This window comes from Salinarimonas rosea DSM 21201 (assembly GCF_000429045.1).
GTDB lineage: Bacteria > Pseudomonadota > Alphaproteobacteria > Rhizobiales > Beijerinckiaceae > Salinarimonas > Salinarimonas rosea.
On the sequence record NZ_AUBC01000001.1, the window covers coordinates 439,176 to 456,738 of the forward strand.

Here is a 17,563-nt window from a genome sequence, read left to right on the forward strand (position 1 = left end):
CGCCATGCCGGAGCCGATGCCGAGCGTCGCGCAGGAGGAGGCCGACGACACCCGCGCGGGGATCGCCTGGCTCCTCGCCGACATGACGCTCGTCTCGGTCATGGCGGCGATCATCAAGGTACAGGGCGCGAGCTACCCGGCGGTGCAGCTCGTCTTCCTGCGCGCGGTCGTCGGGCTCGTCGCGATCGCGCCGCTCGTCTGGCGGCATCGGGCCGAGGTGATCGGGACGCGGCGAGCGGGGCGGCACGTGCTGCGCGTCGCCTGCAACGCGCTGGCGCTCACGGGCAACTTCGCGGCGCTCGCCGCGCTGCCGCTCGCGCTCGTCACCGCGATCGGGTTCACGCGCCCCCTCGTCGCGATGGCGCTCTCCGTCCTGCTGCTGGGAGAGCGGGTCGCACGCGCGCGCTGGCTCCACGCGGCCGCGGCGCTCGCGGCGGTCCTCGTCATGGTCGCGCCGAGCGGGGCCGTGTGGAACGTCGGCCTGATCGCCGCCGCCGGCTCGGTCCTGTTCGGCTCGCTCGCGGCGGTGCAGACGCGTGCCCTGCGCGCCGAGAGCCCCACCGTGATGATGGTCTTCTACACGCTCGGGCTGGCGGTTCTCACGGCTCCCTTCGCCGCCCTCTCCTGGGTGCCGGTCGCGGGGGACGACGTGCCGGCGATCCTGGCCGCGGGGCTGCTGGCGCAGGCGGGGCAATATTGCTTCCTGCGTGCCTACCGCGCCGCGCCCGCGAGCGTGCTCGCGCCGGTGGGCTATCTCTCGATCGTCTTCGCCGCCGCGACGGGCTGGCTCGTCTTCGGGGAGCGGCCGACCTGGACCATGGCGGCCGGCGCGGCGTTCATCGTCTTGATTCTGCACCGCGACGCGCGCACCGCCCGACGCGCGGCGAGACCCGAGGAGGGGACGCGATGGAAAGCCTGATGCTGCGCGAGACCCGGGAGGCGGCGGGCGTCGTCGCCGGCGCCCTCGCGGCCGAGCGCGAGACGCTGGCCCGCCTCGGCCGGCGCATCGCCGCGCGCCCGCCGCCGGTGATCACGACGGCGGCGCGGGGCTCCTCCGACAACGCGGCCGGCGTCTTCGAGTACCTGTGCGAGATCAGGCTCGGCATTCCCGTCGCCTCGATCGGCCCCTCGGTGGCGTCGGCCTACGGCGCGCGGCTGCGGCTCGAGGGGGCGCTGCACGTCTCGGTCTCGCAATCGGGCGCGAGCCCGGACATCCTCGCGCTCCAGGAGGCCGCGCGCGCCGGCGGGGCGCTGACGGTGGCGCTCGTCAACGAGACGTCCGCGCCGCTCGCCGCGGCCGCCGACGTGGTGATCCCGCTCCATGCCGGCCCGGAGCGCAGCGTCGCCGCCACCAAGACCTGCCTCGCCTCGGCCGCGCTCCTCGTCGCGCTCGTGGCCGAGGCCGCGGACGACGCCGCCCTGCGCGGGGGCCTGGACGCCTTGCCCGACGCCCTCGCCGCGGCGGCGCGAGGCGACGCCGGGGACGGCGACGCGTCCGCGCTCGTCGAGACGCTCGCCGATGCGCGTTCGCTCTTCGTCGTCGGGCGCGGGCCGGGCTTCGCGGCGGCGCGGGAGGCGGCGCTCAAGGCCAAGGAGACCGCGGCGCTCCACGCGGAGGCGCTGTCGCTCGCCGAGATCCAGCACGGCCCCCGGCAGCTGGTCGGCGAGGGCTTCCCCGTCCTCGCCTTCGTTCCGGACGACGCCGCCTGCGAGACCAGCCTTCGCACCCTCGCGGGTCTCGCCGAGCAGGGCGGACGTCCCTTCGTCATCGGCACGGCGAACTCCCCCTGGCCCGGGCTCCGCACCGCGACGACCGGCGCGCCGCTCCTCGATCCGCTCGTCGGGCTCGCCGCGTTCTACCGCGTGATCGAGGCGGTCGCGCGCCGGCGCGGGCACGATCCGGACGCGCCGGCGCACCTGAGCAAGGTGACGCGCACCCGCTGAGCGCACGCCCGTCGGTCCCGGGCCGAGGGTCGTCTCGTGCGCGAAGGCGCCGCCGCGCGCTTCGCGTCGGTGCGGGACGACGATCCCCCGGCGAGGAACAACCTCGGCCGGCAGGGAAACGGCACCGATTGAAAATTTCAAAAGGAATGTTGCCGCATCGTGCGCCGATCGGGCATAGATACGGCCCATCCAACGACCACCGCTCGCGATGCTCGCCGAAGACCTCGTTGCCATCCTGTCCCAGAAGCTCTCGACGGCGGTGCTGGTCACCGGCCCGGATCTGGCTTCTCCCGGCCCGACCATCCGCTACGTCAACCGCGCCTTTCTCTCGCTGACGGGCTACACGGCGGACGACATCGTCGGCCGCGATCCGCGTATCCTGCAGGGACCCGGCACGAGCCGTGTCGCGCTGGCCGCCTTCTCCCGCGCCCTGCGCGAGGAGGGCAGCTACCACGGGGTCCTGACGAACTACCGGCGCGGCGGCGAGCCCTACCTGTGCGAGATCGACGTCCGGCCGCTGCGCGACGAGAACGGGGCGGTTCTCGCCTTCGTCGCCTTCGAGCGCGAGGTCGTCCGCCGGCGCGGGCGCCCGCGCGCGGGCAGCCTCGGCCGCTACGCCCCCGCCGACGAGAGTACCGAGGGCGAGCTCCCGGGCGTGTTCGTTCGCGGCTAGGGTGCCCCCGCCCGACGCGTTCGCGCAGCGCTGCGGCTCGTGACGGCCCGCGTGCTCCCGCTCTCTCGCTCTCCCGCCTGCGCCGTCTCGCGACGCACGCCGTCTGCACCCCGAAGCGGGCCTCGCGCGTTGAGGTGCGAGATCGACGCACGCGATCGGCTCGCGGGGCTGGTGCGCGGCGGGCGTCCGGCGTATCTGTCGGCGCACAGGCAACCAGGGAGACGGCAATGGCTTTCAAGCACGCGATCGACCTCGCGCTCGGCCGGCGCATCGGCGGGGCCGGCGTGCCGGAGACGGCGATCGAGGCCGGCACCACGCTGGCGACGACCGGGATGAGGCGCCTGCGCGAGGAGGCCGCCTCGGGCGCGCTGCCGCTGCTCGGGATCCCCGGCGAGACCGGCGACCTCGAGGAGATCCGCGCCGCCGCCGCCCGCATCCGCGAGGGGGCGAGCGACGTCGTCTTCCTCGGCACCGGCGGCTCGTCGCTCGGTGCGCAGACGCTGGCGCAGCTGAAGGACTACGCCGTGCCGGGCGTCGGCCGCCTCGCCGAGGGCCCCCGAATCCATTTCATGGACAACCTCGACCCGGTCACCTTCGCGCGCCTGCTCGAGGCGCTGCCGCTGGAGACGACGCGTTTCGTCGCGATCTCGAAGTCCGGCGGCACCGGCGAGACGCTGATGCAGACGATGGCCGTGCTGGCCGCGCTCGACGCCGCCGGCCTCGACGCGGGCGAGCGCTTCACCGGGATCTCCGAGCCGCGCCCCGCGGGCGGCGCGAACGCGCTGCGCGACCTGCTCGAGCCCACCGGCGCACCGATCCTCGCCCACCACACCGGCATCGGCGGGCGCTACTCGGTGCTCACCAATGTCGGCCTGCTCCCCGCCGCGGTGATGGGCCTCGACATCGCCGCGATCCGCGCCGGCGCCGCCGACGCGCTCGCCCCCGTCCTCGACGAGGCGGGCGGGGCCGACAGCCCGATCGGCCAGGGCGCGGCCTTCGCCATCGCCTTCGCGCTGGAGGCCAAGCCGATCTCCGTCGTGATGGCCTATGCCGACCGGCTCGAGCGCTTCACCCGCTGGTGGGTGCAGCTCTGGGCCGAGAGCCTCGGCAAGGACGGCAAGGGCTCGCAGCCGGTGGCCGCGATCGGCCCGGTCGACCAGCACAGCCAGCTCCAGCTCTATCTCGGCGGGCCCAACGACAAGGTCTTCACCGTGATCACCACGGGCACGGCCGGGCTCGGTCCGCGGATCGACGCCGGTCTCGCCGAGCGCGGCGGCCAGCCGGGCTTCGCCGGAAAGACGATCGGCGACCTCGTGGCCGCGCAGGGACGCGCGACGGCCGACACGCTCGCCGCCAATCACCGGCCGGTGCGCACGATCCACGTCGACCCGCTCGACGAGCGGACGATGGGCCGGCTCCTCATGCACTTCATGCTGGAGACGATCCTCACCGGCTACGCGCTCGGCGTCGACCCGTTCGACCAGCCGGCGGTGGAGGAGGGCAAGGTCCTCGCCAAGCGCTACCTCGCCGAGGGCTGATCGGGGCGGCGGCGCGCGCCGTCCCCCGCTTTCGCGCGGCGGAGCGTCGACACGAACGCCCATCGCGGGTGAAATGGCCCGATCCGCCGCGTGCGCGACGGATCGCCGCCGCACCAGCCGCCTCGGCAGAAGGCCTGCATGAAGAGCCCCCCGCGCCGCCCCGTCCTGGTCTCCTCGGCGGCGCTCGTCCTCGCCAACCTCGTGCCGCTGGCGGGCGTGCTCGCGGGCGGGTGGCGGGTGTTCGACGTGCTCCTGCTGTTCTGGGCGGAGAACGTGGTCATCGGCATCCTCAACCTCGCCCGCATGGCGATGGTGGCGCTGCGGGGGGAGCGCGGCGGGCTCGCCATGGCGGGGTTCTTCGCCGTCCATTACGGCATCTTCACCGTGGTGCACGGCGTGTTCGTCGTGACCCTGTTCGGGCCGCCGGGCGCCTCGCCGATCGCGGGGTTCGCCCTTCTGCTCGCGCCGGGTCTCGCGCTGCCGCTCGCCGCGCTCGCGGCGAGCCACGGGCTCTCGTTCGTCGTCAACTTCGTCGTCGGCGGCGAGATGGATCGCACGACGCTCGGTGCCCTGATGGCCGCGCCCTACGGGCGGGTCGTGGTCCTGCACGTGACGATCATCTTCGGCGGCTTCGCGGTCGAGGCCTCCGGCGCGCCGATCGTCGCGCTCGCGCTCCTCGTCGGCCTCAAGATCCTGGTCGATCTCGCGGCGCACGTCGCCGAGCACCGCGGGCCGCGGGCCGCGGCGGCACGGCCCTGACGCGGCCGGACGCGGTCCGGCTCGCGGCATCGCACGAGCGGAATTGCACGGGACCGGCGCGGGGAACTCGTTGCACAAAAGGCACGTTTGCCCGCGATCGGCACGCGCGCCGGCCCGGCCTATCGGTCGCCACAATCGCGCCGCAGGCTGGAACGGTTCGCACGCCAGACGTCGACCCGCGGCCGACACCGCGCCGCCCAAGCAACGGACCGATCATGCCCGACCAAGCCGAACCCCGACCTCGTCCCGCCGCACCCGCGCGGGGCACTGCTTTCAAGCCGATCGCGCTGCCCGCGCTCAAGGGAGTCCTGCTGACCAAGCAGGCCTGCGAGACCAAGGCTGCGGCCAAGCCGGTGCGTCCGGACGACCTCGATCGCTTCGGTCGCGCCTTCACGGCCTGAGGGATCGCCCGCGACAGGGATCGCCGACGGCTCGGTGGGGTCGTTCCCGGCCGGTTTCCCCGGCCGGGCATGCGGAATAACCCGCGGGGGATGGACAGCCCCTGGAGCGGCTGCGACGATGCCGGCGACAAGAGCCGAACAGGCCGTTCGCCCGAGGACATCGCCGCTCATGCCGACCCTCTACCTGTGCCATCCCGCCGCCCTCGACCACGAGACGCCGCTCGGGCATCCCGAGCGGCCGGACCGTATCCGCGTGGTCGAGCGCGCGCTCGAGGACGAGCGCTTCATGACCCTCGTGCGCGAGCAGGCGCCCTGCGCCGAGCACGAGACGATCGCCCTCGTCCACCCCCGCCGCTACGTGGACGCGCTCGTGCAGGCCTCGCCGCGCGAGGGCCTCGTCGCCATCGATTCCGACACCGTGCTGTCGCCGGGCACGCTGGAGGCCGCGCTGCGCAGCGCCGGCGCCGCGGTGCAGGCCGTCGACGAGGTGATGGCCGGCACGGTCACCAACGCCTTCGCCGCCATGCGCCCGCCGGGCCACCACGCCGAGCGCGCCCAGGCGATGGGCTTCTGCTTCTTCAACAACGCCGCCATCGCCGCCCGCCGGGCGCAGGCGCAGCACGGTGCCGAACGCGTCGCGATCATCGATTGGGACGTGCACCACGGCAACGGCACGCAGGACATCTTCTGGGAGGACGGCTCGGTCCTCTACGCCTCGACCCACGAGATGCCGCTCTATCCCGGCACCGGCGCCCTCTCCGAGCGGGGCGAGCACGACACGATCGTCAACGCGCCGCTGTCGGCCGGCGACGGCTCGGACGTCTTCCGCGAGGCGCTCGAGACCCGCGTCCTGCCGCGCATCGACGCCTTCCGGCCCGACCTGATCGTGATCTCGGCGGGCTTCGACGCCCATTGGCGCGACCCGCTCGGCAACGTCATGCTCACCGAGGCGGACTTCCAGTGGGCGACGCTGAAGCTCATGGACATCGCCGAGCGCCACGCCAAGGGGCGCGTCGTCTCGCTGCTCGAGGGCGGCTACGACCTCGAGGGCCTCGCGCGCTCGGTGGCCGCGCACGTGCAGGCGCTGATGGGCCAGGCGTGAGAGGGGCGTGAGGCCCGCCCGGGGAGCCCCCACGGAAGCCCCCTCGGAACCCCGCCCGTGACCCGCCGTTCCTCTCCGCCCGTTCCGGCGGGCCCCGGCCCCAGGCGAGAGGAGACCGACATGGCAGGCACGAGCGTCACAGGCCCCCGCGGCGACGTCCCCAAGAACGAGACCGAGCGCCTGATCGCCTCCGACAAGGTGGAAGGCACGGCGGTCTACAACAAGGCCGGCGAGCACCTCGGCTCGGTCTTCAACTTCATGGTCGACAAGTACACCGGCAAGGTCGCCTATGCGGTGATGTCCTTCGGCGGCTTCCTCGGCATCGGCGAGCGCTACCACCCGCTGCCCTGGGACAAGCTCGACTACGATGCCCGCCTGGGCGGCTACGTCGTCGATCTCAACGCCAAGGAGCTCGAGGCCGCCCCCAGCTACGGCCGCGACGAGACGCCGTGGGCCGACCCGGAATACGGCCGCAACGTGTATGGGTATTACGGCGTGCCGTACTGGTTCTGAGCGACGCGGTCCGAACGCACATCGTCATGCCGCATCGGGGTCCAACGCCCTCAGGACGCCGTCCGGATCGGTTTCGACGACCTTGAGATACGCGAGGAGCGCGCTGTCGGGTCGGTAGCGCCCCTGCTCGAGACCGCGCAGCCGCGCCAAGCCGATGCGGAAGCGCTCGGCAAAGGCGGGTTGGCTCAGACCGGTTCGCGCTCGCGCCGAGCGTGCTGCGCGCGATGCGGCCATCCGCTCCAGCAGGATGATGCGCGTATGTAGCTCTCATCGTCGACACTCGACCAATGAGCGTCTGCCGCCCGCATTGCCCCCGGCCGCCGTCCTCCCTAATCTCCGCCGAAACGACAGCGCCCCGGGAGGCCGCCCATGCACTTCGCTCTCACGGACGAGGAGGGGATGATCCGCGACGCCGCGCGGCGGATCGCGGCGGAGCGGCTCGCGCCACATGCCGAGGCGCTCGATCGCGGGCAGGGGCGCGAGGCGCTGCTCGCCAACCTGAAGCTCCTGGCCGACAACGGCTTCTCGGCGCTCAACGTCTCGGCCGAGCACGGCGGCAGCGAGGCGGGGACCGTCGCCTTCGCGCTGGCGATCGAGGAGCTCGGCTATGCCTGCGCGTCGACCGCGGTCTCGACCTCGGTCACCAACATGGTCGGCGAGGTGATCCAGGCGGTGGGGTCGCCCGAGCAGAAGGCGCTCCACCTGCCGCGGCTCGCCGACGGCACCTACCCGGCGGGCGCGTTCTGCCTCACCGAGGCGCAGGCGGGCTCCGACCCGTCGGCGATGCGCACCCGCGCGCGGCGGGACGGCGACGGTTTCGTCATCGACGGGCAGAAGATCTACATCACCTCGGCCGAGTACGCCGGCATCTTCGTGGTCTGGGCCGTCACCGATCCGGAGGCGCGACCGGGCAAGGGCATCTCCTGCTTCCTGGTGGAGGCGGGCACGCCCGGGCTCGTGATCGGGCGGGCCGAGGAGAAGATGGGCCAGCACGGCTCGCCGACCAACGTCGTGCATTTCGAGGGCTGCCGCGTGCCGGCCTCAGCCCTGATGGGGCGCGAGAACGACGGCTTCCGCGTGGCGGTGGGCGAGCTCGCGGGCGGGCGCATCGGCGTCGCGGCGCTGTCGCTCGGCATCGCCCGCGCGGCGATGGACGCGGCCAAGGCCTATTGCGTCGAGCGCAGCCAGTTCGGCCAGCGGATCGCCGACATGCAGGGCCCGCAATGGATGATCGCCGACCGCGAGGTCGACCTCGCCGCCGCGCGGCTGCTGATCGTCCAGGCGGCGCACCTGAAGGATGCCGGAAAGCCCTTCTCCAAGGAGGCGTCCATGGCCAAGCTGTTCGCGTCGGAGGCGGCGCACCGCTGCACGGACACGGCGATCCAGCTCCACGGCGGCGCCGGCTACTGCCGGGACTATCCCGTGGAGCGCCACGCCCGCGACGCGCGCATCACCCGCATCTACGAGGGCACGAGCGAGATCCAGCGCCTGATCATCGCCCGCGAGACCCTCAGGCAGATGGCATGAGCCCGATCTTCAGCCACGTCATGGTGGGCGCCAACGACCTCCCCCGCCAGATCGCCTTCTACGACGCCGTGCTCGCGCCGCTCGGGCTCGCGCGCTGGCACACCAATCTCGAGGGCTCGGACACCGACCGTGCCGGCGCCGGCTGGACGCGCCCGGGTGAGCGCTGGCCGCAATTCTGGGTGCAGGTGCCGTTCGACCTGAAGCCGGCGAGTGTCGGCAACGGCGTGCAGGTCTCCTTCATGGCGCCGGACCGCGCGGCGGTGGACGCCGCCTACGCCGCCGCCCTGGCGGCGGGCGGCGCCGACGAGGGCGCACCCGGCGAGCGGCCGCACTACGCCGCGGGCTACTACGGCGCCTATTGCCGCGACCCCGAGGGCAACAAGATCCACTTCGTGCACAGCCCGAATTTCGACGAGGCGTGAGCCTCAGAGCCGGCATTCCTGCGGCTCGACGAGCTCGAGGGCCGAGAGCTCGCCCTTCAGCGTGAAGCCGTCGAACTCGAGGCTCAGGTCGCTCGAGACGCCGTTGGCGAACAGCGTGAAGCCGACGATGTAGTCCGGCGTGCGCTCGCCGGGTCCGGGCTCGAAATAGGAGAGCCGCACCGGCCAGCGGTCGAGGCCGGCGAGCGCGTCCGTCGGCTCCTGCCCTTCGGCGTCCGAGTCGGGCGCGGGCAGCGCCGGTCCGATCACCGCGAGCGTATCGTAGAGGGTGCGCCCGTCCCCCGTCCCGTCGAAGACCCGGGCGGCGAAGAGCGACGCGCCGCTTCCGGCCTCGCCGATCAGCCGCGCGATGTGCTGGGTCGGGAAGAGCGGCGTGCCGGGGACGACGAGCGTCTCGGCGTCGGGCGCCTCGATGACGACGCGTGTGTCGCCCTGGACGCGCGTCGCCGTGCCGTCCACCGCCTCGATCGGCTGGCCGTCGGCCCGCGATTCCGAGCGGAAGCGCAGGAGCGTACCGTCCGCCTCCTCGAAGGTGGCGCTGTTCGAGTCGAGCGTGCGGGTGCCGCCGTCGCCGAGGTCGAGCGCGGTGACCTGGCGCACGCGGGTCGTCCAGCCCTCGCAGGGCGAGCCGAAGAACTCGATGGCGATGCGCCCCCGCGCGGCCTCGACGCCGTCGGCGCCGGGCGCGAGCGTGAGGTCGTAGACCGCGCGATGCTGCGCCAGCGGAACGCCGGCCGCCGCCGCGGCGGGCAGCGCGAGGCACAGAAACAGGACGCAACCGACACTTCGCATGCCCAGACCTCTCGCGGAGCCCCGCTTCCCGTCGTTCTCCCTGTGTAGAAGCCGCGGGCGCCCCGCGCAATGCGCCCCCGTCCTCTCGCGCGCCCTTGCGCGCGCCCGCGCGATCGTGACACATCGGGACCGACATGAGCGCGCGAGGCCGCGCGCGAGAGCCGAGGAGAGCCGCATGAGCCGGATCGAGGACCGCCTCGCCGAGAAGGGGCTGTCGCTGCCGCAGGCGGCGGCGCCGGTCGCCAACTACGTTCCCGCCGTCCGTACCGGGAACCTCGTCGTCGTCTCCGGGCAGATCTGCGTCGGTCCCGACGGCAAGATCGCGCCCGAGCACCTGGGCAAGCTCGGCGGCGAGGTCTCGCTCGAGGCGGGGCAGGCGGCCGCGCGGCTGTGCGCGCTCAACCTGCTGGCCCAGCTCAAGGCGGCGGTGGGCGATCTCGACGAGGTCGTGCGCTGCGTCCGCCTGGGGGGCTTCATCAACGCGAGACCCGACTTCGCCGCCATCGCCCAGGTGATGAACGGCGCCTCCGACATGATGGTCGAGGCCATGGGCGAGGCCGGTCGCCACGCCCGCTCCACGATCGGCGTCGCCGAGCTGCCGCTGGACGCGGCCGTCGAGGTGGAGGGCATGTTCGAGGTCCGGTCGCACGCATGAGCCCCGCCCGCGCCTCCGCCCCCGTGGAGGCCGCGCCGGGCTGGCTCGTCGCGCGCCCCATCGCCCATCGCGGCCTGCACGACCGCGCCGCGGGCGTGATCGAGAACTCGCGCGCCGCCGCCCGCGCGGCCGTGGCCGGCGGCTACGCCATCGAGCTCGACGTGCAGCTCTCGGCCGACGGCGAGGCGATGGTCTTCCACGACCACGACCTCGCCCGCCTCGTCGGCCGCGAGGGGAGCGTGCACGAGACGACCGCGTCGGCGCTCACGGCGATGCCGCTTTCCGGCGCGGCGGACGGCGAGGGGCCGCCCACGCTCGCCGACTTCCTCACCGTCGTCGCAGGACGCGTCGGGCTCGTGGTCGAGATCAAGAGCCGCTTCGATGCCGACATGCGGCTGACGCATCGCACGCTGGACGTGCTGTCGCGCTACGACGGACCCTACGTGGTCGAGAGCTTCGACCCGGACGTGGTGGCCGAGGTGCGCCGCACGGCCCCGCACGTTCCCCGCGGCATCGTCGCCGAGACGCGCTGGACGCATCCGGACTGGGCCTTCCTGTCGCCCGAGCGCAAGCACGCGCTCGGCAACCTGCTCCACTTCGACGCGACGCGCCCGCACTTCCTGTCCTGGCAGGTGGCCGATCTCGTCGACGGCCCGCCCTTCCTGCTGCGCCGCCTCGGCATCCCGGTCACCGCCTGGACCGTGCGCGACGAGGCGGCCCGGGCGCTCGCCCGCGAGCACGCCGACCAGATCGTGTTCGAGGGCTTCCGGCCCTGAGGGACGGACGCGGGGCCGGGAGTGTGGGGCGGCGTCCTGGAGGTGGCCTACTTGCGACGGCGCCCACGGGCACGCCGGCTTCCGCGGCGCGGAACGCGTCGCTTCCGCGCCGCGCCCCATCCGTCACCGGCTTCGCCGGCGACGCCTTCCCCTTACGGGGAAGGAGAACGCCTGCGTCGAGTCAGCCCGCCTGGATCGCCTCCCAGCGCGCGTCCGCCTTCGCCGAGCGGACGGCGGCCTCGATGAAGGCGACGCCGCGCACGCCGTCGTCGACGGTGGGGACGTCGAGGGCCTCCGGCGGCGCGCTCGTGCCCGCGAGGCGGGCCTCGATCTGGTCGGCGATGTCGGAATAGAGGTTGGCGAAGCCTTCCAGGTAGCCCTCCGGGTGGCCCGACGGAGTCCGGCTGACGCGCTGGGAGACCGCGCCCGCGCCCGCGCCGTTGCGGCGGATGAGCCGCGGCGGCTCGCCGATGGGCGTGTGGACGAGGACGTTGGGGTTCTCCTGCGCCCAGGAGAGCGAGCCGGTCTCGCCGTAGATGCGCAGCGTCAGCGCGTTCTCCTCGCCGACCGCCACCTGCGAGCACCACAGCGCGCCGCGCGCGCCGCCTTCGAAGCGCAGCAGCATGTGGGCGTTGTCGTCGAGGCGCCGGCCCGGCGCGAAGGCGGTGAGGTCGGCGCAGAGCCGCTCCACCTTCACGCCCGCGACGAACTCGGCGAGGTTGAAGGCGTGCGAGCCGATGTCGCCCACCGAGCCCGCGGGACCGGACTTCGCCGGGTCCGTGCGCCAGGCGGCCTGCTTCTGGCCCTCCTCCTCGATGCGGGTGGCGAGCCAGTCCTGCGCGTATTCCACCTGCACGACCCGCACCGCCCCGATCGCCCCGGATCGAACCAGCGCGCGCGCCTCGCGCACCAGCGGGTAGCCGGTATAGTTGTGCGTCACCGCGAAGACGACTCCCTTGGTCCTCGCCAGGTCGGCGAGCTCCCGCGCCTGGTCGAGGGAGGTGGTCAGCGGCTTGTCGCAGATCACGTGGAAGCCGGCCTCGAGGAAGGCCTTGGCCGGCTCGTGATGCGCGAAGTTGGGGGTGACGATCGCCACCGCGTCGATCCGGTCGTCCCGCGCGGCCTCCCCGGCGGCCATCGCCGCCGCGCCGTCGTAGACGCGCTCCGGGTCGAGCAGCAGGTCGGCGCCGGAGGCGCGCGCCTTCTCGGGCGAGGAGGAAAGCGCGCCGGCCACGAGCGTCCAGCGGTCGTCGAGGCGCGCGGCGATGCGGTGCACCGCGCCGATGAAGGCGCCGCGCCCGCCGCCCACCATGCCCAGCCGCAGCCGGCGGGAGCGGGTGCCGGAGGAGCCGTCCTGGCCGGAAGCTTCGATCGTCATGTCACGCCTCCCCGAGCCCGAGCATGCGGCGGTTGGCGGCCTGGTCCGTGCCGCCGCCGGCGAAGTCGTCGAAGGCCTTCTCGGTGACCCGGATGATGTGGGCCTCGATGAACTGCGCCCCCTCGCGGGCGCCGTCCTCGGGGTGCTTCAGGGCGCATTCCCACTCGAGCACGGCCCAGCTGTCGTAGTCGTACTGGGCGAGCTTGGAGAAGATCTGCCCGAAGTCGATCTGCCCGTCCCCCAGCGAGCGGAAGCGGCCCGCGCGCTCGACCCAGCCGGCATAGCCGCCGTAGACCCCCTGGCGCCCGGTCGGGTTCAGCTCGGCGTCCTTGGCGTGGAAGGCCTTGATGCGCTCGTGGTAGATGTCGATGAAGGCGACGTAGTCGAGCCCCTGCAGCAGGAAGTGGCTCGGGTCGTAGTTGATGCAGGCGCGGGCATGGCCGCCCACCGCCTCGACGAAGCGCTCGAAGCTCGTGCCGTCGTGCAGGTCCTCGCCCGGGTGGAGCTCGAAAGCGACGTCGCAGCCCGCGTCCTCGTAGGCGTCGAGGATCGGGCGCCAGCGCCTGGCCAGCTCCTCGAAGGCGGTCTCGATCAGGCCGGCGGGACGCTGCGGCCAGGGATAGACGTAGGGCCAGGCGAGCGCGCCGGAGAAGCTCACCGACGCCGAGAGCCCGAAGCGTCGCGAGGCTTCCGCCGCGAGCCTCATCTGGCGAACCGCCCACTCGGTGCGCGCAGCGGGATTGCCGCGCACCTCGGGGGGCGCGAAGCCGTCGAAGGCGTCGGTGTAGGCCGGGTGCACGGCGACGAGCTGGCCCTGCATGTGCGTCGAGAGCTCGGTGATCGAAAGCCCGTGCGCGGCGACGATGCCCTCGACCTCGTCGACATAGGCCTCCGACGTCGCCGCCTTCTCCAGATCGAACAGGCGGGCGTCGAAGGTGGGGATCTGCACGCCCTTGTAGCCGAGCGACGCCGCCCAGCGGCAGATCGCGTCGAGCGAGTCGAACGGCGCCTCGTCGCCCGCGAACTGGGCGAGGAACAGGCCGGGTCCCTTCATGGTCTTCATGGTCGTCCTCCCTGTCGTTCTTTCTCCGCCATGACGCGTCGTCGTCGGTATGCGCAGGCATCCACCACGCGCCTTGTTCTGCACGCCCCACACCCCCGCCCCTCTCCACGCGGGAGAGGGGCGGGGGTGTGGGAGGTCGGGGAAGAGCGGACGGCCGACCCTGCGCGACCTCCCGCTCCCCCGACGCCCCACGGCTCAGCTTACCCTCAGAACGGCGAATCCTCGAAGAAGAACCGGTCCGCGTTCTCCTGCGTGATCAGCTCCGCGTCGAGCACGTAGGTGCCGCGCACGGGGGCCTGCGAGTAGAACGAGCCGGCGGTCACGGCCATCGCGGTGGCGATCATCGCCGGCGGGTAGGAGACGTCGACCGGGATCATCGGGTCGCCGTCCATGACGCGCTGGACCATCTGCTTCATGCCGGCGCCGCCGACGACGAACCGGATGTCCTCGCGCTCCGCCTGGCGGATCGCCTCGATGACGCCGAGCGCCATGTCGTCGTCCGAGGCCCAGACGGCATCGATGCGGTCGTGCTTCGACAGGAAGTCCTGCATCACCCGGAAGGCGTCGTCGCGGTTCCAGTTGGCGTACTGGCTGTCGACGATCTCGACGCCCGAGCCGTCGAGCGCGGCGCGGAAGGCCTCGTTCCGCTCGTCGTCGATGACGGTGGGGATGCCGCGCAGCACCACGACCTGCGCACCGTCGTCCAGGTTCTGCGCGAAGTACTCGCCCGCGACGCGGCCGAAGCCGGGGTTGTCGCCCGCGACGTAGAGGTCCTGGATCGACGGGTCGGCGAGCCCGCGATCGACCACGGTGACGAACAGGTCGGGATCGCGTCCGGCGAGCGCGCCGACCGGGCCCGTCAGCTCGTCCGAGTTGAAGGGCAGGATGACCAGGGCGTCGAGGCCCTGCGCAGCGAGGTCCTCGATGGCGCTCGCCTGGGACGGCGCGTCCGGCGAGGTCTGGACGATGACGTCGAGGCCCGGATAGGCCTCCTCGAGCATCTGCGCCGCCTCCTCGGCGTGGAAGACGACGCCGCCGGTCCAGCCGTGGGTCGCGGCGGGGATCGAGACGCCGATCGTGTAGTTCTGGTCCTGCGCCAGCGCCGCGCCGCCGAAGGCGACGCCGGTCGCGGCGAGAGCCGTGATCGCGAGCTTCCTCATCTTGAGCGTTCTCCCGTTCTTCGTTGCGAGCCTCGGGTCGTACGGTTCGGCCGGCGGGCTCCGCGCCGGCCGGACGCGTCACCGGCCGCGCTGGAGCGAGCGCTGCACCAGCATGGCGATGATGATGATCGCGCCCTGGACCGCCCCGACGAGGTATTCGGAGACGAAGTCCGAGAGCACCATGATGTTGGCGACGAGCTCCAGGATGAGCGCGCCGACGACGGTCCCCCACACGAAAGGCGTGCCGCCCTTGAGCGCGGTGCCGCCGATGACGACCGCCGTGATCGCCTGCAATTCCCACAGGAGACCGGTCGTGGGCGTGGCGGAGCCGAGCCGCGGGACGTAGACGAGGATGGCGATCCCGACGCACAGGCCCTGGATCACGTAGGTGAGCGTGCGCACCCGCCGGATCGGCACGCCGGAGAAGCGCGCCACGTCCTCGTTCGAGCCGATGGCGACGACGTGCCGGCCGAAGGGCGTCTTGTAGAGCACGACGGCCGCGACCGCGGCGACGACGAGGAAGACGATCACCGGGATCGGCACGCCGAGCACGTCGCCGAAGTAGATCGGGCGGTAGGTCTCGCGCAGGTCCCAGTCCGTCATCGTGATCGTGCCGCCGGCGGCGAGGAAGACCACGAGCGCGCGGTAGATGCCCATGCCGCCGAGCGTGACGATGAAGGGCTCGATGCGCCCGAAGGTGACGACGAGCCCGTTGAACAGCCCGCAGGCGAGCGCCACGCCGAGCGCCACCGCCATGCCGATCGCGATGGTCGAGACGTCGGCCCCGCCGACCGCGTTCATGGCGAGGATCATCACGCCCGCGGTCAGCGCCGCCATCGAGCCGACCGACAGGTCGAGCCCGCCGGCGGCGATGACGAAGGTCGCGCCCACCGCGATGATGGCGATGAAGGAGGCGCGGGTCGCCACGTTCGTGAGGTTCTCGACGCTGAGGAAGACGGGGCTCGTGAAGGCGCCGAGCACCAGGAGCACAGCGAGCGCGATGAAGGGCGAGAGCGCCCGCATGTCGATGCGCCGGCGCCGCGCCGGCCGGCGTGCCGGCGTCTCGCCCTTCGTTCCGGGCTCGATCGACGTGGTCTCGTGCGATCTCGTCTCGTGCATGCCAATCACGCGGCCGCGGCCGCCCCCTCCCCGACGCCCGTGGCGAGCGTGACGATGTCCTGCTCGGTGAGACGCGCGCCGGCGACCTCCCCGGCGATCCGGCCGTGGCGCATGACGATCACCCGGTGCGCGAGCCCGATCAGCTCGGGCATCTCGGAGGAGATCACCACGACCGCCTTGCCCTGCGCCGCGAGCGCGGCGACGAAGGCGTAGATCTGCTGCTTGGTGCCGATGTCGATGCCCCGCGTCGGCTCGTCGAAGACCACGATGCGCGGCTCGAGCAGCATCATCTTGGCGATGAGCAGCTTCTGCTGGTTGCCGCCCGACAGCTCGCCCGCGAGCAGCTCGCGGGAGCCGGCGCGGATGTCGAACTCCTCGAAGGCGTGATCGAGGGCTCGGCGCTCCGCCTGCGCGTCGATGAAGGCGCCTCTCGTGAAGCGCGCGAGCGCGGCGAGGGTGAGGTTCGCGGCCAGGCTCTGGTTCAGCAGCAGGCCCTTGCCCTTGCGATCCTCGGAGAGATAGGCGAGCCCGGCGTCGAGCGCCTCGCCGGCGCCGCTCGCGTGGAGCGGGCGCCCGTCGATGCGCACCGTTCCGGAGCGCTTGCGCAGGCCCATCACGCCCTCGAACACCTCCGAGCGCCCGGCGCCGATCAGCCCGCCGAAGCCGAGGATCTCGCCGGCGCGCACGGTGAACGAGACGTCCTCGGCGAAGCCCGGCACGCTCACCCGCTCGGCCTCGAGCAGCACCGGCGCGTCCGGCGCGGCGAAGGCTTTCTCGGGGAAGAGCCGGCTGAGCTCGCGCCCCACCATCAGCCGGGCCATGTCGAGCGGCTCGAGCTCGGCCGCCGGCCTCGTCGCCACGTGACGCCCGTCGCGCAGCACGGTGATCGTGTCGGCGATCCGCTTCACCTCCGGGAGGCGGTGGGAGATGTAGAGGATGGCGACGCCGGTGCCGCGCAGGCGGTCGATGGCGGCGAACAGCGCCTCGGACTCGATCGGGGTGAGCACCGCCGTCGGCTCGTCCAAGATCACGACCCGGTAGGGCTCGACCAGCGCCCGGGCGATCTGCGCCAGCTGGCGCTCGGCGATCGAGAGCCGGCGCACCGGCGCGTCCGGCGCGATGTCGGCGCCGAGCTCGGCCAGCGCGGCGGCGGCGCGGCGCTCCATGGCGGCGTCGTCGGCGAAGAGGCCGCGGCGCGGCTCGCGGCCGAGGAAGAGGTTCTGCGCCACCGTGAGATCGGGCGCGAGCAGGATCTCCTGGTGGACGAGGACGATCCCCGCCCGCTCGGCCGCGACGGGATCGGAGAAGCGCACCTCCTCGCCGTCGAGGAGCAGCCGCCCGCGCGTCGCCGGCAGGTGCCCCGACAGGATGCGCATGAGCGTCGACTTGCCGGCCCCGTTCTCGCCGATGACTGCGTGGACGCGGCCGGGCTCGAGGTCGAGGTCGATGCCGCCCAGCACCTCGACGGGGCCGAAGGACTTCGAGATGTCGCGTGCGCTGAGGACGGGCGCCATGTCTACTCCCCGGTCCGTGACGACGGAGCGGCGGCACGGGCTGCGTGCGCCCGCGGGCCGCGGCGATCGCGAAGAGGGGGAGTTCAGGTGGCTCGTGCGCGGTTCGGCATGCTGCTTCCTCCCGGAAACGCCTCGTCGACGAGGTCGTGTAATCGATTACATCGATCTTGCACCGGGTTCGCGCCTCTGTCAAACGCTCACGGGGCGCA

The 17,563-nt window shown here is 72.9% G+C and carries 19 protein-coding genes; 12 read left to right on the forward strand and 7 right to left on the reverse strand.

Features of this window, described 5'->3' with window-relative positions:
* The first annotated feature begins 16 nt into the window (after positions 1-16).
* From G407_RS25205 to G407_RS0102160, 8 genes are all read left to right on the forward strand, one after another.
* On the forward strand, positions 17-919 hold the full coding sequence (locus G407_RS25205) for a DMT family transporter (protein ID WP_169728755.1): 903 nt from the start codon (positions 17-19) through the stop codon (positions 917-919).
* On the forward strand, positions 907-1,944 hold the full coding sequence (locus tag G407_RS0102125; RefSeq protein WP_043538633.1) for an SIS domain-containing protein: 1,038 nt from the start codon (positions 907-909) through the stop codon (positions 1,942-1,944). Before G407_RS25205 ends, G407_RS0102125 begins: the two co-directional genes overlap by 13 nt.
* A gap of 208 nt (positions 1,945-2,152) precedes the next feature.
* Entirely contained in the window at positions 2,153-2,617 is a 465-nt protein-coding gene (locus G407_RS25210; RefSeq protein ID WP_052340837.1) for a PAS domain-containing protein, read from the forward strand.
* 227 nt (positions 2,618-2,844) lie between these two features.
* Positions 2,845-4,155 carry a hypothetical protein gene (locus G407_RS0102140; protein ID WP_029029484.1) on the forward strand — a complete coding sequence of 437 codons (1,311 nt, stop codon included), beginning with the start codon at positions 2,845-2,847 and terminating at the stop codon, positions 4,153-4,155.
* A 138-nt stretch (positions 4,156-4,293) separates the two neighbouring features.
* Positions 4,294-4,914 (forward strand): DUF6498-containing protein, encoded by a 621-nt coding sequence (locus tag G407_RS25215; RefSeq protein WP_156917439.1) that lies wholly within the window; start codon positions 4,294-4,296, stop codon positions 4,912-4,914.
* 215 nt (positions 4,915-5,129) lie between these two features.
* Positions 5,130-5,315, forward strand: coding sequence for a hypothetical protein (locus G407_RS0102150; RefSeq protein ID WP_029029485.1), 186 nt, complete (start codon positions 5,130-5,132; stop codon positions 5,313-5,315).
* A 169-nt stretch (positions 5,316-5,484) separates the two neighbouring features.
* Entirely contained in the window at positions 5,485-6,417 is a 933-nt protein-coding gene (locus G407_RS0102155; RefSeq protein WP_029029486.1) for a histone deacetylase family protein, read from the forward strand.
* A 120-nt stretch (positions 6,418-6,537) separates the two neighbouring features.
* Positions 6,538-6,930 (forward strand): PRC-barrel domain-containing protein, encoded by a 393-nt coding sequence (locus G407_RS0102160; protein WP_029029487.1) that lies wholly within the window; start codon positions 6,538-6,540, stop codon positions 6,928-6,930.
* Positions 6,931-6,954: 24 nt separating this feature from the next.
* Here the strand turns inward: G407_RS0102160 and G407_RS30900 are convergent, their stop codons facing one another.
* Complete coding sequence (locus tag G407_RS30900) at positions 6,955-7,164, reverse strand: helix-turn-helix domain-containing protein (RefSeq protein WP_084327190.1); 210 nt, start codon at positions 7,162-7,164, stop codon at positions 6,955-6,957.
* A 135-nt stretch (positions 7,165-7,299) separates the two neighbouring features.
* Between G407_RS30900 and G407_RS0102170 the strand changes: the two genes are divergently transcribed.
* A complete protein-coding gene (locus G407_RS0102170; protein WP_029029488.1) occupies positions 7,300-8,457 on the forward strand; it encodes an acyl-CoA dehydrogenase family protein in 1,158 nt (385 codons plus the stop codon).
* A 5-nt stretch (positions 8,458-8,462) separates the two neighbouring features.
* Positions 8,463-8,879 (forward strand): VOC family protein, encoded by a 417-nt coding sequence (locus G407_RS0102175; RefSeq protein WP_029029489.1) that lies wholly within the window; start codon positions 8,463-8,465, stop codon positions 8,877-8,879.
* Positions 8,880-8,882: 3 nt separating this feature from the next.
* On the opposite strand, the gene G407_RS0102180 is transcribed toward G407_RS0102175, so the two are convergent.
* A complete protein-coding gene (locus G407_RS0102180) occupies positions 8,883-9,689 on the reverse strand; it encodes a cell envelope integrity EipB family protein (protein WP_029029490.1) in 807 nt (268 codons plus the stop codon).
* A gap of 175 nt (positions 9,690-9,864) precedes the next feature.
* Between G407_RS0102180 and G407_RS0102185 the strand changes: the two genes are divergently transcribed.
* On the forward strand, positions 9,865-10,344 hold the full coding sequence (locus tag G407_RS0102185; protein WP_029029491.1) for a RidA family protein: 480 nt from the start codon (positions 9,865-9,867) through the stop codon (positions 10,342-10,344).
* On the forward strand, positions 10,341-11,120 hold the full coding sequence (locus G407_RS0102190) for a glycerophosphodiester phosphodiesterase family protein (protein WP_043538636.1): 780 nt from the start codon (positions 10,341-10,343) through the stop codon (positions 11,118-11,120). Before G407_RS0102185 ends, G407_RS0102190 begins: the two co-directional genes overlap by 4 nt.
* Positions 11,121-11,301: 181 nt before the next feature.
* Here the strand turns inward: G407_RS0102190 and G407_RS0102195 are convergent, their stop codons facing one another.
* From G407_RS0102195 to G407_RS0102215, 5 genes are all read right to left on the reverse strand, one after another.
* Positions 11,302-12,498 (reverse strand): Gfo/Idh/MocA family protein, encoded by a 1,197-nt coding sequence (locus G407_RS0102195; protein WP_029029493.1) that lies wholly within the window; start codon positions 12,496-12,498, stop codon positions 11,302-11,304.
* Between the two features lies 1 nt (position 12,499).
* Positions 12,500-13,561, reverse strand: coding sequence for a sugar phosphate isomerase/epimerase family protein (locus tag G407_RS0102200; RefSeq protein ID WP_029029494.1), 1,062 nt, complete (start codon positions 13,559-13,561; stop codon positions 12,500-12,502).
* 206 nt (positions 13,562-13,767) lie between these two features.
* Positions 13,768-14,721 (reverse strand): substrate-binding domain-containing protein, encoded by a 954-nt coding sequence (locus tag G407_RS0102205; protein ID WP_029029495.1) that lies wholly within the window; start codon positions 14,719-14,721, stop codon positions 13,768-13,770.
* A 78-nt stretch (positions 14,722-14,799) separates the two neighbouring features.
* Positions 14,800-15,840, reverse strand: coding sequence for an ABC transporter permease (locus tag G407_RS0102210; RefSeq protein ID WP_084327192.1), 1,041 nt, complete (start codon positions 15,838-15,840; stop codon positions 14,800-14,802).
* 5 nt (positions 15,841-15,845) lie between these two features.
* Entirely contained in the window at positions 15,846-17,354 is a 1,509-nt protein-coding gene (locus tag G407_RS0102215; RefSeq protein WP_029029497.1) for a sugar ABC transporter ATP-binding protein, read from the reverse strand.
* Between the last annotated feature and the right edge of the window lie 209 nt (positions 17,355-17,563).

Excerpts from the sequence above, each read along its gene's own strand:
- G407_RS25205 (WP_169728755.1), top strand. The coding sequence starts at position 17 with ATGCCGAGCGTCGCGCAGGAGGAGGCCGACGACACCCGCGCGGGGATC.
- G407_RS0102125 (WP_043538633.1), top strand. The coding sequence starts at position 907 with ATGGAAAGCCTGATGCTGCGCGAGACCCGGGAGGCGGCGGGCGTCGTC.
- G407_RS25210 (WP_052340837.1), top strand. The coding sequence starts at position 2,153 with ATGCTCGCCGAAGACCTCGTTGCCATCCTGTCCCAGAAGCTCTCGACG.
- G407_RS0102140 (WP_029029484.1), top strand. The coding sequence starts at position 2,845 with ATGGCTTTCAAGCACGCGATCGACCTCGCGCTCGGCCGGCGCATCGGC.
- G407_RS25215 (WP_156917439.1), top strand. The coding sequence starts at position 4,294 with ATGAAGAGCCCCCCGCGCCGCCCCGTCCTGGTCTCCTCGGCGGCGCTC.
- G407_RS0102150 (WP_029029485.1), top strand. The coding sequence starts at position 5,130 with ATGCCCGACCAAGCCGAACCCCGACCTCGTCCCGCCGCACCCGCGCGG.
- G407_RS0102155 (WP_029029486.1), top strand. The coding sequence starts at position 5,485 with ATGCCGACCCTCTACCTGTGCCATCCCGCCGCCCTCGACCACGAGACG.
- G407_RS0102160 (WP_029029487.1), top strand. The coding sequence starts at position 6,538 with ATGGCAGGCACGAGCGTCACAGGCCCCCGCGGCGACGTCCCCAAGAAC.
- G407_RS30900 (WP_084327190.1), bottom strand. The coding sequence starts at position 7,164 with ATGGCCGCATCGCGCGCAGCACGCTCGGCGCGAGCGCGAACCGGTCTG.
- G407_RS0102170 (WP_029029488.1), top strand. The coding sequence starts at position 7,300 with ATGCACTTCGCTCTCACGGACGAGGAGGGGATGATCCGCGACGCCGCG.
- G407_RS0102180 (WP_029029490.1), bottom strand. The coding sequence starts at position 9,689 with ATGCGAAGTGTCGGTTGCGTCCTGTTTCTGTGCCTCGCGCTGCCCGCC.
- G407_RS0102185 (WP_029029491.1), top strand. The coding sequence starts at position 9,865 with ATGAGCCGGATCGAGGACCGCCTCGCCGAGAAGGGGCTGTCGCTGCCG.
- G407_RS0102190 (WP_043538636.1), top strand. The coding sequence starts at position 10,341 with ATGAGCCCCGCCCGCGCCTCCGCCCCCGTGGAGGCCGCGCCGGGCTGG.
- G407_RS0102195 (WP_029029493.1), bottom strand. The coding sequence starts at position 12,498 with ATGACGATCGAAGCTTCCGGCCAGGACGGCTCCTCCGGCACCCGCTCC.
- G407_RS0102200 (WP_029029494.1), bottom strand. The coding sequence starts at position 13,561 with ATGAAGACCATGAAGGGACCCGGCCTGTTCCTCGCCCAGTTCGCGGGC.
- G407_RS0102205 (WP_029029495.1), bottom strand. The coding sequence starts at position 14,721 with ATGAGGAAGCTCGCGATCACGGCTCTCGCCGCGACCGGCGTCGCCTTC.
- G407_RS0102210 (WP_084327192.1), bottom strand. The coding sequence starts at position 15,840 with ATGCACGAGACGAGATCGCACGAGACCACGTCGATCGAGCCCGGAACG.
- G407_RS0102215 (WP_029029497.1), bottom strand. The coding sequence starts at position 17,354 with ATGGCGCCCGTCCTCAGCGCACGCGACATCTCGAAGTCCTTCGGCCCC.